General features: G+C 51.8%; 15 protein-coding genes. All 15 read right to left on the bottom strand.

The window, feature by feature from the left end:
* Nucleotides 1–49: 49 nt before the first annotated feature.
* Nucleotides 50–1,738 carry a glutamine--tRNA ligase/YqeY domain fusion protein gene (locus DBZ16_RS11575; protein ID WP_107814106.1) on the bottom strand — a complete coding sequence of 563 codons (1,689 nt, stop codon included), beginning with the start codon at nt 1,736–1,738 and terminating at the stop codon, nt 50–52.
* A gap of 123 nt (nt 1,739–1,861) precedes the next feature.
* Entirely contained in the window at nt 1,862–2,461 is a 600-nt protein-coding gene (locus DBZ16_RS11570; protein ID WP_107814105.1) for a hypothetical protein, read from the bottom strand.
* Between the two features lie 106 nt (nt 2,462–2,567).
* A complete protein-coding gene (locus DBZ16_RS11565) occupies nt 2,568–3,191 on the bottom strand; it encodes a hypothetical protein (RefSeq protein ID WP_107814104.1) in 624 nt (207 codons plus the stop codon).
* 304 nt (nt 3,192–3,495) lie between these two features.
* Complete coding sequence (locus DBZ16_RS11560; protein ID WP_107814103.1) at nt 3,496–4,272, bottom strand: DeoR/GlpR family DNA-binding transcription regulator; 777 nt, start codon at nt 4,270–4,272, stop codon at nt 3,496–3,498.
* A 159-nt stretch (nt 4,273–4,431) separates the two neighbouring features.
* Nucleotides 4,432–5,148, bottom strand: coding sequence for a GntR family transcriptional regulator (locus tag DBZ16_RS11555; RefSeq protein WP_107814102.1), 717 nt, complete (start codon nt 5,146–5,148; stop codon nt 4,432–4,434).
* A gap of 362 nt (nt 5,149–5,510) precedes the next feature.
* Entirely contained in the window at nt 5,511–5,930 is a 420-nt protein-coding gene (locus DBZ16_RS11550; RefSeq protein WP_003741038.1) for an OsmC family protein, read from the bottom strand.
* Nucleotides 5,931–6,037: 107 nt separating this feature from the next.
* A complete protein-coding gene (thiD, locus tag DBZ16_RS11545) occupies nt 6,038–6,844 on the bottom strand; it encodes a bifunctional hydroxymethylpyrimidine kinase/phosphomethylpyrimidine kinase (RefSeq protein ID WP_107814101.1) in 807 nt (268 codons plus the stop codon).
* 293 nt (nt 6,845–7,137) lie between these two features.
* A complete protein-coding gene (locus DBZ16_RS11540; protein ID WP_107814100.1) occupies nt 7,138–8,520 on the bottom strand; it encodes a TolC family protein in 1,383 nt (460 codons plus the stop codon).
* A 75-nt stretch (nt 8,521–8,595) separates the two neighbouring features.
* Nucleotides 8,596–8,886 carry a helix-hairpin-helix domain-containing protein gene (locus DBZ16_RS11535; RefSeq protein WP_107814099.1) on the bottom strand — a complete coding sequence of 97 codons (291 nt, stop codon included), beginning with the start codon at nt 8,884–8,886 and terminating at the stop codon, nt 8,596–8,598.
* Nucleotides 8,887–8,964: 78 nt separating this feature from the next.
* Nucleotides 8,965–9,294 (bottom strand): hypothetical protein, encoded by a 330-nt coding sequence (locus DBZ16_RS11530; RefSeq protein ID WP_107814098.1) that lies wholly within the window; start codon nt 9,292–9,294, stop codon nt 8,965–8,967.
* The gene (locus DBZ16_RS11525) at nt 9,291–9,665 is read right to left on the bottom strand and encodes a hypothetical protein (protein WP_240600365.1); all 375 of its coding nucleotides are present in this window, start codon (nt 9,663–9,665) and stop codon (nt 9,291–9,293) included. The genes DBZ16_RS11530 and DBZ16_RS11525 overlap by 4 nt, the downstream gene beginning before the upstream one ends.
* Nucleotides 9,666–9,761: 96 nt before the next feature.
* Nucleotides 9,762–10,238, bottom strand: coding sequence for a DUF1877 family protein (locus DBZ16_RS11520; protein WP_107814096.1), 477 nt, complete (start codon nt 10,236–10,238; stop codon nt 9,762–9,764).
* A 165-nt stretch (nt 10,239–10,403) separates the two neighbouring features.
* On the bottom strand, nt 10,404–11,075 hold the full coding sequence (locus tag DBZ16_RS11515; protein ID WP_107814095.1) for a glutathione S-transferase family protein: 672 nt from the start codon (nt 11,073–11,075) through the stop codon (nt 10,404–10,406).
* A 248-nt stretch (nt 11,076–11,323) separates the two neighbouring features.
* Nucleotides 11,324–13,261, bottom strand: coding sequence for a MacB family efflux pump subunit (locus DBZ16_RS11505; RefSeq protein WP_107814094.1), 1,938 nt, complete (start codon nt 13,259–13,261; stop codon nt 11,324–11,326).
* A 96-nt stretch (nt 13,262–13,357) separates the two neighbouring features.
* Nucleotides 13,358–14,539: an efflux RND transporter periplasmic adaptor subunit gene (locus DBZ16_RS11500; protein ID WP_107814093.1), complete on the bottom strand. Its 1,182-nt coding sequence runs from the start codon at nt 14,537–14,539 to the stop codon at nt 13,358–13,360.
* Between the last annotated feature and the right edge of the window lie 167 nt (nt 14,540–14,706).

Below are 14,706 nucleotides of genomic sequence, written 5' to 3'. Positions count from 1 at the left end.
CCGATTTCAAGTTTTCAGACGACCTTCCAATATCGCTATTGCAAACAGATTACTTGGGCTGCCAAGAATCTTTCAGCGTGACCGTGCGGTTGAACACGGGCTGCTCGGGACTGTGGTCTTTGCGGTCGGTCACGAAATAGCCCAGTCGCTCAAACTGCCAACGGCTCTCAGCAGGCAGGTTTTTGGCTGCAGGTTCGGCGTAGGCGGTGATTTCTTTGACGGACTCGGGGTTGAGGAAATCGGTGAACGGCAGATAGTTGCCGTCTTCGCCGCGCACGGCATCGGGACGCTCAACGGTAAAGAGTCGGTCGTACAGGCGGACTTTGATTTCGGCGGCGTGTTCGGCGGAAACCCAGTGAATCACGCCTTTGACTTTTCTGCCTTCTGGATTTTTGCCCAAGGTGTCGTAGTCGATGCTGCATTTGAGTTCAATCACATTGCCTGCCGCGTCTTTCACGACTTCGTCGCACTTGATCACATAGCCGTGACGCAGGCGCACTTCGCCGCCGAGTGTCAGGCGTTTGAATCCTTTGGGCGGATTTTCGGCAAAGTCGTCCGCTTCGATGTAGATGATTTGGGACACGGGGATTTCGCGCTCGCCCATTTCTTCGTGATTGGGGTGGAACGCGGCGCGGCGGCTTTGGGTTTTGCCGGCTGCAAAGTTGGTCAGGGTTACTTTGAGCGGGTTCAAGACCGCCATCAGGCGCGGGGCGGAGTTTTCCAGCTCTTCACGAATCGCACCTTCCAATACGCTCATGTCGACGATGTTTTCAGATTTGGAAATACCGGCGCGTTTGGCAAACAGGCGTAGGCCTTCGGGCGTGTAGCCGCGGCGGCGCATACCGGAAATGGTCGGCATACGCGGATCGTCCCAGCCGGAAACATGACCCTCTGAAACCAGTTGGTTCAGTTTGCGTTTGGAAGTGATCGAATACAAAAGCTCCAAACGGGAAAACTCGTATTGGCGCGGACGGGTGGCGTGTGGCGCGGGGATGTTGTCCAACACCCAGTCGTATAGCGGGCGGTGGGCTTCAAATTCGAGCGTACACAAGGAATGCGTGATGCCTTCGATGGCATCGGAAATGCAATGCGTGTAGTCGTACATCGGGTAGATGCACCATTTGTCGCCGGTGTTGTGGTGATGGGCGCGGCGGATGCGGTAGATGACGGGGTCGCGCATATTGATGTTGCCTGATGCCATGTCGATTTTCAGGCGCAGGGTTTTGCTGCCATCGGCGAATTCGCCGTTTTTCATGCGTGTGAACAGGTCGAGGTTTTCTTCGATACTGCGGTCGCGGTAAGGGCTGTTTTTACCCGCTTCAGTCAGCGTACCGCGATATTCGCGCATTTCTTCGGGCGTCAAATCATCGACATACGCTTTGCCGTCTTTGATTAAACCGACGGCGTAGTCGTAAAGCTGGTCGAAATAATTGGAAGCGAAACGCGGCTCACCCGCCCAATGAAAACCGAGCCACTCGACGTCTTCTTTGATGGAGTTGACGTATTCGTCGTTTTCTTTTTCGGGGTTGGTATCGTCGAAACGCAGGTTGCACAAGCCGTCGTAAATATACGCCAAACCGAAGTTCAAGCAGATGGATTTGGCGTGACCGATGTGCAGGTAGCCGTTGGGTTCGGGCGGGAAGCGGGTTTGGATGGCTTCGTGTTTGCCGCTTTTGAGGTCTTCTTCGATGATGGTGCGGATGAAATGGTTGTCCGCGAATTGGTCTTTATTGAGCATGGTCGGGAGCTATCTGAAAATATGATGTCGTGCCGATTTTACCTGAAAATAGGATGGCTTTACAGTCAATACAAGGTACAGAGGTCGTCTGAAAACCGTTTCAGACGACCTCTGTATGGACAATTACGAATCGGATGAAAGATTGGAATGGTCGGAAGTATTGTCTTCCGGACGTTTGAATGCGGTTGATGAATCGATAAAATCAACCAGCCGGTTAATCAACAGAACGATACCCAAAATAACCAAAATTGCGATTGGATAGAAAATCCAAAGCAAACCGGTAGTGCCGATAAAAGACCAGCGCATGGACGCCCAAAATGCTTGAAGCGAGGATTTTTCCAAAGAGAGCAGTTTGGGGCGGGCTGCGGTAGCGATAATGGAAGCAATCAGCGAGATGCCATAGAATAAAGGCAACACAAACCACAAAGTACCTGAACCGTGCCGAATGTAAGCGAGCTCATCGACCACTTCCCTCATATACCAAACCCAAACGATGGCTGTCGCCCACAAGCTGCCCGCCAACGTAGCAGGACGCAAACGCCGGTAAAACAGGGCATAAACCAGATTCGCCGAGCCAAGCATCAACATACCGGCAATCAATGTGCTGTCAAAATCTTCAGGACCTACCTGATAGAACCATATCGAAGTCGTGATGATAATAACGATACTGCCAGCCAATGAAAGACCAGCAAATGTTCTTTCGCTAATACGGGGGAAATTCATCTTTACGACTTTTCAAAACAGTTCTTCTGAATCAAAGAACATTCATATACGGATGATTGGTTTTCAGACGACCTATCCGTCAAATAGCAGACCTCTGTATAGACAATTACGAATCGGATGAAAGATTGGAATGGTCGGAAGTATTGCCTTCCGGGCGTTTTGATGCCGTTGATGAATCGATAAAATCAACCAGCCGGTTAATCAACAGAACGATACCCAAAATAACCAAAAGTGCGATTGGGGAAAAAATCCAAAGCAAACCGGTAGTGCCGATAAAAGACCAGCGCATGGACGCCCAAAATGCTTGCAGCGAGGATTTTTCCAAAGAGAGCAGCTTGGGGCGGGCTGCGGTAGCGATAATGGAGGCAATCAGCGAACCAACATAAAATACAGGCAACCCTAGCCACAAAAAACCTGATCCGTGATGATCGTAATTAGGGGAGTAAGGGTCATTATGACTGTCAGCACTGTCTACCGCCATCATAAACAACAACCAAAGTATGGTTGTTATCCACACGCTGCCCGCCACAGTAGCGGGTCGCAAACGATGGGAAAGCAGGACATAAACCAGATTCGCCGAGCCAAGCATCAACATACCGGCAATCAATGTAATCCCGAAGCGTTCGGGGTCTGCCTGACTGAACCATATCGAAGTCGTGATGATAATAATGATACTGCCAGCCAATGAAAGGCCGGAAAATGTTCTTTCGCTGATACGGGGGAAATTCATCTTTACGTCTTTTCAAAACTGTTCTTCTGAATATAGTGGATTAACAAAAATCAGGACAAGGCGACGAAGCCTCAGACAGTACAGATAGTACGGAACCGATTCACTTGGTGCTTCAGCACCTTAGAGAATCGTTTTCTTTGAGCTAAGGCGAGGCAACGCCGTACTGGTTTAAATTTAATCCACTATAAAAGAACATTCATGTACGGATGCTTAGTTTTCAGACGACCTACCCATCCAATAGCAGCCATCCGAAAACGCTTCCCCATTGTACCCGAATTTCATTAACCTTTTGTAACCCCTGAAATCAAAGCGACACGGGTTCGGCAACCAGCCATTCTACGCCCGCATCGCCCAAAACTTTCTGCATGGCGGCTTCAGGTGTGCGGTCGGTAAATACTTTGTCAAACGAGCCGATGTCGCCCAGTCTGACCAAGGCGTTGCTGTTGAATTTGCTGTGGTCCACGCCCAAATACCTGACCCGCGCGTTGTTCATCATCGCCTGCATGACGCTGACTTCTTTATAGTCGTAGTCCAACAGCGAGCCGTCGCTTTCCACGCCGTGCGTACTCATGACGGCATAATCGACTTTAAACTGATTGATAAAATCAACCGTCGCCACGCCCGTAATCCCGCCGTCCAAGGGGCGCACAACGCCGGAGGTGATGATGACGGTGTAGTCGGTGCGCGCGGACGTGATGGAGGCAACGTAAATATTGTTGGTGATAATCCGCAGGTTTTTGCGCTGCTTGACCAACTCGGCGGCCACAGCTTCCATCGTCATGCCTATACTGATAAACAGCGACGAATTGTCGGGAATGTGGGCGGCAATCAAGCGGGCGATGGCGTTTTTTTCATTTTGGCAATGATTGCGCTTGCCTTGTGCCGCGCTGCCGGAAATATCGCCGACCGACGCGCCGCCGTGGTAACGCTTCAACTGACCGCTTTCGCTCAATTCCTGTATGTCGCGGCGTATGGTCTGCGGGGTAACGTCCAAGGCTTCCGCAAGCTGCTCGACCGTCATGAAATGCTGCTCGCGCACGAGCGTGAGGATATGTTCGTGTCTCTGTATTTTCGGTTTCATCTGGATTCGTTTCCATTCGTTCCGGTTCGTTTGAATTCGGATTGTACACCTTTTGTCCAAAGCGGGAAAAGGCAGCCGTCGATTCGGCTTTTGCCAAAACCAAAGGTCGTCTGAAAACCTGAATCTTGGTTTTCAGACGACCTTTTGGCGTGATTGGGATTATTCCGCTTCGTATTTGCGTTCCAAACGCTCCACGCACGCGCTTAAGTGTTTGCGCATGACTTTGACGACGCGGTTGCGTTTGCCGTTGACCAACAGGTCGAGGATTTCGCGGTGTTCGGAATGGGTATGGGGATTGATGGCACGTTTTTCATTACGCTGCGCATCGAAGACGGCGACGATGAGCGAAGAACGGGCGCACAGGGTGTTCATGATGTCGAACAAGACATTATTGTCAATCAGGCGAGCGAGTTCGACGTGGAAGGCGTTGGATAAGCGGTTCCAACCCACGCGGTCGCCGCTGTCGGACGCCTGTTCTTCACGCTCGATCATGGCGTAAAGCGGCTGGAGGCGGGTTTCCAAATCGGGCATATCGGACAGAAGGTTCAGAATCATGCTTTCCATTTCGATACGCGCGTTGAACACGTCCTGCATTTCCTTCAAATCGGGAACATGGACGAACGCGCCGCGATTGGGCTGCAAATCGACGATTTTGTCGTGCGCCAACAGGGACAGCGCGCCGCGCACGGTATTGCGCGAGCAAACCATCTGGCGGCAAAGCTCGGATTCGGTCAATTTTTTGCCGGGCAGCAAAACATGATCGGTGATGCCGTCCAAAATCAGGGCGTAAACGCGGAACAGCTCCGAATCGTGCCTGCCTGCGGGCATCATGGAAGAAGGGGTGGGCGCATGAAGGGTTTCGTTATCGGTATTCATTATTTAAGCTCTCCTCATAGTCTGGCGTGTCATATCGTTTGAAATAACAGAAATTTTGCAACGGCAGCAACCCGCCCCTTATCGCTTTTTGCTTGATTCCATTTCGATATAGCACAAAATCTGATTAAGATATAATTAAAAATTGTTGACAATTTCTAGTGAAGCTTGCACAATATCCTCACAAGGCCAAGTTATGAAGGCTGATAGAGAGAGAATCCACAATAAGCAAGCAGATATATTCATGGTGTAGCGTGAATATATCTGCTTTTTTGTCGGGCGGCCTTTATTCACGCTTTAACAGTATTCCGCCTCTAAACGCTTTTCAGACGACCCCTGAAAGATACGGGAGGTCGTCTGAAAATTTACTCTGCTTCGACGGTTTCAAAACTGTGGGTGATTTTCGCCGCCTTGCCCAGCATAATCGAGGCGGAACAATATTTCTCGGCAGACATCTGCACGGCGCGCTCGATGGCGGATTCGGTCAAATTGTGTCCGATGACTTTAAAATGGATGTGGATTTCGGTGAACACGCGCGGGGCATCGTCAGCGCGCTTCGCGGTAACCGTCGCTTGGCAGTCCACTACCTTTTGACGCTGTTTCTCGGCAATCATCACGACATCGATGCTGGAACAGCCCGCCACACCCAAAAGCAGCATTTCCATCGGACTAGGGCCGCGTTTCGCCTGCCCTTCCGCCGCCGCGCCTTCCATGACGACGCTGTGTCCGTTTTCGGTCGTGCCGACAAAGCACATTCCGTCTATCCATTTTGATGTAACTTGCATGATGTCTCTTCCGCGAAGTTGAAGTTGGTTTGCCCAATATTGTAAACAAATTTGACTGATAAATATAGCAAGAGGTCGTCTGAAATTTCCGTTTCAGACGACCTTGTTCAATCCCGATACGCCCAATGATTGACCGGACCGTGTCCCGCGCCGATGTTTAACGGGTTGCGAATCGCCTCGGTAATGTATTTTTTGGCGGTTTGCACGGCTTCTAGCGTCTCAAAACCTTTTGCCAGCTCGGCGGTGATACAGGCGGAGAACGTGCAGCCCGTGCCGTGCGTATGCGCCGTCGGGAAGCGGTGGTCGGTAAATTCAAACACTTCATCCGGCGTAAACAGCCAGTCGGTACAGTATTCGCTGCGGCTGTCGCTCAAATGCCCGCCTTTAATCACCACGTTTTTCACCCCGCAATCTTGCAGGATTTTGGCGGCGCGTTCCGCGTCTTGGCGGTTTTCAATGCGCACGCCCGTCAAGGCTTCCGCTTCGGGCAGGTTGGGCGTCAGAATGTCGGTATCTGGCAACAGCAGGCGTTTCATCGCTTCGACGGCGGAATCCTGCAACAGCGGCGCACCGCCTTTGGCAATCATCACAGGATCGAGTACGCGCTTGCCGAAACGGCATTTTTTCAAATTTTCGGCAACGCATTCAATCACTTCTGCCGTACCCAGCATCCCGATTTTATAGGCGCGGATTTCAAAATCGGCGCGGATGGCTTCGATTTGCGCAGTGATGATGTCGGTCGGAATCAGATGCACAGCCGATACGCCGAGCGTATTTTGCGCGGTCACGGCGGTCAGCACGCTGGTGCCGAATACGCCGCGCATCTGAAACGTCTTCAAATCCGCCTGTATCCCCGCTCCGCCGCCGGAATCCGAGCCGGCGATGGTCAGCGTTTGAACGAATGTTTCTTCCATTTGGTTTCTCCTGTTTTTTGTTTGATGCGCCGAATCCGACAGCGGCTTGAGGTCGTCTGAAAACAAAAAAGCACAACCCGACGGATTGCGCTTGACGATTGATACGTTGAGACACCCGTTTCCTCCGCCCGTTTTGGCTGACTTTTGCAAACCGACTGTGTTTCGACGGCGTCCATCTTACCACAGCTTGCCGCCTTGCCCGCAGCAAACTTAAGCCATGTGCAACCGACAAAAATCGCCTGAAAACCGCTTTTTTCAGTTTTCAGACGACCTCTTGAGCTGAGCCGACCGCCCTATTTCGGCGTATAACGTCCCGCCATCGCTTTATACACCATGTTTTCGTATTTCAGCGTTTCGTACCGCTGGTTCAATATGTTTTGGGCAGAGCCGTATTCCGTACTCAACGCCTCCAGCCAATATTTCAGCTCGTTTTTGCCGTGTTGGTAGCGCACTTGGTAGTAGCGGCTGTTTTTCTTGTCCAAGGCGTAACGCTGTTCTTGGTTGTTGAGCGCGGCTTGGGCGTTTTGGTAGGTGAGGTAGTTGGTATTGACTTCGTTCAGCGCGGTGGTCAGGGCTTTTTCAAAGTCGAGTTTGGCGCTGTCGAAATTGGCTTGTGCGGTTTTGTCTTTCCATTTCATGGTCTGCCAGTTGAGGAACGGCAGGTTGATGGTGGCGGAGCCGCCCAAGAGCGGGATATTGAACGCGCTTTTGGCTTTTTCAGACGACGTGCTCAAGCTCGCGCCCAATGTAATCGAGGGATACCAACTGCGTTTTTGCGCTTCGACGGATTGGAGCGAAGATTGCAGGCGGTATTCGGCGGCACGCAGGTCGGGGCGGTTCGCCAATACGGTAATCGGTACGTCGAGGTTCACGCCTTCGACGGACGGTAGGCGGAATTGTGCGGGGTCGGCGGCGATGGCTTCGTTCGGCTTGAGGTTGAGCAGGTTGCGTAAAACCTGTTTTTGCGTGTCGAGACTGTTTTTCAGGGAAATCAGGCTGTTTTGCGCACTCAAGAGCGATTGTTTCGCCTGCGTCGGCTGGCTGGAATCGGCTCTGCCGTAGCGGAACTTGGCTTCGGCAATGCGGTTGATTTCCTGATATTGCTTGAGGGATTTCTGCGCCAATTCGATGGCTTCGTTGAGATAGGCGATATTGAAATAGGCATCGGCGACATTGTTGATCAAAGTCAGGCGCGTGTTCGCCATATCCTGCCGCGTGGCTTGGTATTCCCACACTTGCGCGTCGGCGGTGGCACTGAGTTTGCGCCACAAATCCAATTCGTAGCTCAAGCCGAGCTGGCTGCTGAAGGTGTTGCCGTGGCTGCCGGTTTTCAGGTTTTTGGATGTGGACGCGCCCACCGAGCCGCTGAACGACGGCACCAAATCCGCGCCCAAAATATTCGCCTGATACAGGGCTTTATTGACATTGATGGCTGCCTGTTTCAAATCGATATTGTTTTCCAAAGCCTGCGCCATCAAGGCGTTGAGCTGCGGGCTTTGGTAGATTTCCCACCAGTTGCCGTTCACGTCGTAACGTTCGGCGGTTTCCGCCGCGCTCATCACCTGCCCTGTCGATTCGAGCGTGAGGTTTTTGTCGGTGCTGTGGACGGCGCACGCGCTTAAGGCAAAGGCGAGCGACAGGGATAATGCCGTCTGAAAAAAAGGTTTTTTCTGCATGTTGTGTCTTTCGGTTTAAGGTTTCAGACGACCTGAAAGGTAGCGAGGTCGTCTGAACAATCTCATCGGCTGCGTTTATTTATCGGCTAAAAACGCTTTTCGCTGTTCCGTAAAATGCCACCACGGCTTCGGTTCGTTCCCCTGCATAAAATCAACCAGCGACAGAAAAATATCGATCATGCAGGGATCGTGCCGGGTTGCGGTCAGGCTGCACAGGCGGTCGTACATTTCGTAAGCGTCCTGCCCCGCCAAATCCTGCGGCTGCGTGATGCTGAGCAAAGCCAAATCCTCCGCCACGGCTTTGCCGACATTGGGCAGGTCGGTCAGCGTGTTCAGCTTGCTTCGTCGTACTTTGTCGGGACTCATGTTTTAGCCTTTGGTTTTGGGTTCGTCTGAAAACCTGAAAGCGGATGTATCAACTTGTTTTCGCGGGCGAAGCCCACGCTACTTCACGCTCTTCCGCCTTAAATGTGCCATTGCCGTCGAACGTATTTCATACAAAGCCGAAGTGGTCTTTTCAAATTCATCAGACAAGCCGTGTTCGTGGGCGGAGAACGGAGGGGAGTCATTCCAAGAACCCATGCCGCCGAAAACGTGGCTTTGTTCGCAGGCAAGCCGCAACCGTTCTTCAAAAGGCATGGATTCATTTTCGAGCGTCCGTGCCGCCTTGTCGAAAAAAGCCCTTTTCCAATGCAGTTCGCCAATGGCTTCCGCAAGGGCGGAAATATCGGTTAAAGCCTGATGGAAACGGCACACCAGTTCTTGCTCGGTCATTTGACTTGTTCTAAATTCTTCAAACAATTTTTCAGAAGACGTTTTAACTGTTTGGCAGTTTGCGGATGCATCGGCTCTTGCAGTTTACGCTCCAACCGATCGGCTTCGTGTTCGAGTTCATGCTTATACCTGACTCTGGAGCGTTGCTGTATCTCCAATATTTGTAACTGTTGCCGCCACAAATCCTGCTGCAACTTCTGCCATTCTTTGGTTTTATGTTTCGACGGAAGCGGAATTCTATCCGACAGCTCCACACATGGTTTGGAACACTGCGAACAACGGGGCGAACTGCTGTCTTGGGGACGGAAATAACGTTTCGGACGGCGCACGGCGGTGCGGCAGGAAAAACAAACGTAATTCGTATTACTCATTTCAATAAAATTCAGTTAAATCAATTATTCATGTGCCTTTCGCCGTTGAATCCGTTTTTCAGACGACCTCTTCCCATTCAAAAAGGTCGTCTGAAATCATGAAATCCTGACCACTACGCCGCAATGCTGTTCGGCGGCGGCTTGGTAGAACGCGGCGAGTTCTTGAAACCGCTGCGCCAATTCTGCGCGGGTTTCGGCAAAGGCTTTTTCATCGCCCCAAATATCGGGGTAGATTTGGTTGTTTTGAAAATCTGCTGCGATTTTGCCGTCGAGCAGCGCGGCGAAGTCGGTTTGCTTCAGGGCTTGGGCTATTTCGGCGGTTTCGGTATCGCCAATCCAGCCGATGTGTTCGCCCGCTTCTTCGTCCTGCCGCAGGATGTTGCCAATCATGGCTTTGCTCAACGGGTTTGCCGCGTCGGCATCGTCCGAGCCTTTGCCGGTCAGGACGAAATGCAGCGCGTCCCAGAGTTTGCCTGCGCTGCATTCAGCTACGGCGGCAGGCGTGCCGGCGGAGGCTTTGATTTGTTCGATGCCGCTTTGCGGATGGGCTGTGTATGTTGCGTAAACGTCCATAGGTTTCCTTGTATTGAAGGCTTGAAATGCCTGTTTCGGGAGGGGTCGTCTGAAAAATGTTGCGGGTTCGGACGACCTTCGGGCTGTTTTCGCAATGTATTGTGTGAACTGTGTGTTCGGTATCTCGTCGGGCAGCCAAACCCGACTTTTGCTTTTCAGACGACCTTATTTATCCAAACGCAGCAGCGGGCCGCCTGCTTTCTGTACCGCCGTTTGATAGGCGGGGTCGTTTTCGATGCGCTGCAAATAGGCGCGGATGTTGGGATAGTCCGCCAATCCGAAGCGGTCGGCGGCGGCTTGCAGCGGGTAACTCATCATGATGTCCGCGCCGCTGAGCCGGTTATTGACCAGCCAGTCTTTGCCGTTTAATTCGTTTTCAACATAGGCTAGATGCAGGGCAGCTTGCGGTTCAATAAAGCCGTTTTTGACGTTGCCGCTGATTTTGCGTGCGACGGGTTTGATGAAAAACGGCATGGGGGCGTTTTCTATTTTGCGGAACACTAATCCGAGCAAAAGCAAGGGCATCAGCGAACCTTCGGCATAGTGCAGCCAGCGTTGGTAATGCCAGTAATCTTGGCTGCCGCGTTCGGGCATGAAGTGTCCGCCGTAGGTTTGAATCAGGTAGTCGGTAATCGCGCCGCTTTCGTTGAGTACGAATCCGTCGTCGTCGATAACGGGGGACTTGCCCAGCGGGTGTACGGCTTTGAGTTCGTCGGGCGCGAGCAGGGTTTCGGGATGGCGCGCGTAGGTTTTGATTTGATACGGTGCGCCGATGAGTTCGAGCAGCCAGACGATGCGCAGTGCGCGGGATTGTGCCAATACATGTAGGGTAATCATTCGGTTTTCCTCGATGTGTGTATAGTGGATTAATTTTAAACCAGTACGGCGTTGCCTCGCCTTAGCTCAAAGAGAACGATTCTCTAAGGTGCTCAAGCACCAAGTGAATCGGTTCCTTACTATCTGTACTGTCTGCGGCTTCGTCGCCTTGTCCTGATTTAAAGTTAATCCACTATATATTCATTGTGATGACAATAGCCAAACGGGATTTTCAGACGACCTTTTGGGTTTGGAGGTCGTCTGAAACTTTAATCCTTAGACAAGGCATCAATCGGATTGAGCTTGGAGGCTTTGTTGGCGGGCATAAAACCGAACGCTACGCCGATAGCGGTGGAACAGACAACCGCGCCGATGACGGAGCCAATGGAAATTTCCATCGGAAATTCGGTGACGAAATGGTTGAACACAAGGCTAATGAGCGTGGACAGCCCTACTCCGACCAAGCCGCCGATGATACAGATTAAGACCGCTTCAATCAGGAATTGTTGCAGGATGTTGTTGCGCCGCGCGCCGATCGCCATGCGCACGCCGATTTCTTTGGTGCGCTCGGTTACGGACACCAGCATGATGTTCATCACGCCGATACCGCCGACCACCAATGAAATCAAGGCGATGGAGGAAATCAGCAGTTTCATCGTGCCGGTGGTGGTTTCAACCATTTGCTTGATGCTGTCGCTGTTGTTCATGAAAAAGTCTTCCGTACCGTGCCGCGTTTTCAGCAGCTCGGTCAGCCCTTTTTCGGCGACTTGGGTATTGGCATCGTCTTTGATTTTGACGGTAATCGAGTTGGTGTGGCTCTCGCCGGTGATTTGGTGCATCACGGTCGTATAGGGCGACCAGAGCATCAATACGTCGGAATTGCCGAAAGAGTTTTCTTCTTTTTCCATCACGCCGATGACGGTCAGCGGGCGTTTGTTGAAGAGGACGGTTTTACCCAACGGATTGACGTCCGCGCCGAAGAGTTTTTCTTTGGTGTTTTGGTCGATCACCACGACTTGCGCGTCTTCTTTCACATCGGTCTCGTCAAACAGGCGGCCTGATTCTAACTTCAGCCCGAGCACGTCGAAATATTGTTCGCCTACGCCGTAAAGCGAGGCGGACAGGTCGGTATTGCGGTAGGTCAGCGTGCCGCCGGAGGTGGTCTGCGGCGTGGCGGAAGCGACGTAGCTTTGCTTGGCGATGACTTTGGCGTCGTCAATGGTCAGGGTTTTAATCCTGCCGCTGCGCCTGTCGCCGAAACCGCGTCCGGGGAAAATACTGATGGTGTTCGTCCCCATCGCGCTGATGTCTGCGAGGATTTTTTTCTCGGAGCCGTTGCCCAAAGCGACGACGGACACGACCGAGGCAATGCCGATGATGATGCCGAGCATAGTCAGGAGCGAACGCATTTTGTGCGCCATAATCGCCTGCACCGACATTTTGAAGGCTTCGACAAATTGGTCGTAATAAAACAGCCACGAAGATTTTTCTTTGATGCGTTCTATTTTGCTTTCGGGGATTTCGGGATTTTTTGAACTGTCGGAGATGATTTCGCCGTCGCGAATTTCGATGATGCGGTTAGCGATGGCGGCAATACCGGGATCGTGTGTCACCATAATCACGGTATGCCCTTCTTTATGCAGCTTTTGGATGATTTCAATCACATTTTTGCCGCTGGCGGTATCGAGCGCGCCGGTTGGCTCGTCGGCGAAGATGATTTCGCCGCCGTTCATCAGGGCACGGGCGATGGAGACGCGCTGTTGCTGACCGCCGGAAAGTTCGCTGGGTCTGTTGCCTTCTTTACCTTCCAAACCTAAATCCTGCAACAATTTTTCCGCACGATTAGAACGCTCTTTGCCGCCCATGCCCATATACACGGCAGGCAGGGCGACGTTGTCCCGCGCCGTCAGCGAGCCTAACAAGTTGTAGCGTTGGAAAATAAAGCCGAAGCGTTCGCGCCGCAATGCCGCCAGTTCGTCCGGCTCCATTTTGGCGGTTTCGATGCCGTCGATTTGGTACGAACCCGAAGTCGCACTATCCAAGCAGCCGAGGATGTTCATCAGCGTAGATTTGCCCGAACCGGACTGCCCGATGATGGCGACGAAATCGCCCTTCTCTATCGACAGGCTGACATCTTTCAAAACATGAACGCGGTTCGCGCCGCTGCCGAAGTAGCGGTTGATGTTTTTACATTCGATTAAGCTCATAAGTGTTTCCGACCGATAATGATGTATGGAGTGGAAAGGTCGTCTGAAAGGGGAGTTTTGCTCAAAAACAAAACTTTCAGACGACCTATTGCCTATTTATCTCGGCGGACCGCCCTGCATGGCGCGTTGCGCCGCTTCAGCCTGCTCCGCCGCGCTCATTTCCGACATCACCACCTTGTCGCCTTCTTTCAAACCGCTTTTCACTTCGGTATTCATACTGTCTTTCAGACCGACCGTAATCTCGCGTTCCGAAGCTTTACCGTCCGCGCCCAAAACGCTAACAAACGATTTGCCGTCGTGTTTTTTAATCGTCAGGGTCGGCACGAGCAAAACGTTTTTCACGCCGTTGATTTCAATCGTGTTCTGCGTCGTCATACCGATAGAGAGTTTGCCGTCTGGATTAGGCACCAAAGCGCGGGCGTAGTAATAAATCGCATTGGAAGTCGTGTCCGTGCTGGTGGTGTAGCTGCCCAGCGACATCGTGGTCAAGCCCGGATCGACGCTGTCGAGCTTCGCCTTAATCGGCGTATCCGGTTCGGACAAAATCGTAAACGAAATATCCTGCCCCGCTTTCACCTTCGTAATATCGCCTTCGGCAATCTGCATTTTGTTCAACATCGTATCCAGATTCGCCAACTGGATAATCGTCGGCGTGGACTGCACCGCGTTCACGGTTTGCCCTTCTTCCACCGGAATCGCCACCACCGTACCGTCCATCGTCGCGGTAATGCGGGTATAACCCAATTCCGATTCGGCAGTATTGATGGAAATTTTGGTTTGCCTGATGGAAGCCTTCAGCTCGGCAACGTTTGCCTTAGCCGCTGCCAACGCATCCTGCGCGCTTTCCAAATCTTCTTTGGACGTCGCGTTTTCCTTCCATAAAGCCGCTTCGCGCTTATATTTCTTCTCCGCGCTGTTCAGCGCAATTCCGGCAGAAACCAATTTCGCCTGATACGTTTCCAGCTTGGATTTTTCCGTATTCAGCGTGTTCACCTGAGTGGTCGAATTAATTTCCGCAATCAAATCGCCTTTTTTAACCTGCTGTCCGAGCTTGACGTACAGCTTCTTAATCTGCCCCGAAGCCTGCGCGCCCACCGACACCAAGTTCGACGGCGAAATCTCGCCCGTAGCGGATACCGTCTGGCTGATGTCGCCGCGTTTGACCGTTTCCGTGATGTAAGAAGTTTGAGGTTCGGGCTGAAAATAAGACCACGCGGCAAACCCAAGCACCGCAGCAACCGTTATTCCAACCGTCCATTTATTAATAATTTTTGCCATAACTGACTTTCTGATTCATCCATTTCATCTGTTCAATCCGGCATTCGACTCATGTCGCATAATCCCAACACTTATCCGCCGAAAACGCTGAAAACGGACAAATTTTACTGTAAACATCCACACCAGCCAAGACAATAACCACCCAAACTAAAATTTAACTTATTGTT

Origin of the sequence: Neisseria sicca (assembly GCF_003044565.1) — a bacterium.
GTDB classification, from domain to species: Bacteria; Pseudomonadota; Gammaproteobacteria; order Burkholderiales; family Neisseriaceae; genus Neisseria; species Neisseria sicca_A.
This window is presented reverse-complemented; position numbering and strand designations above follow the sequence as displayed.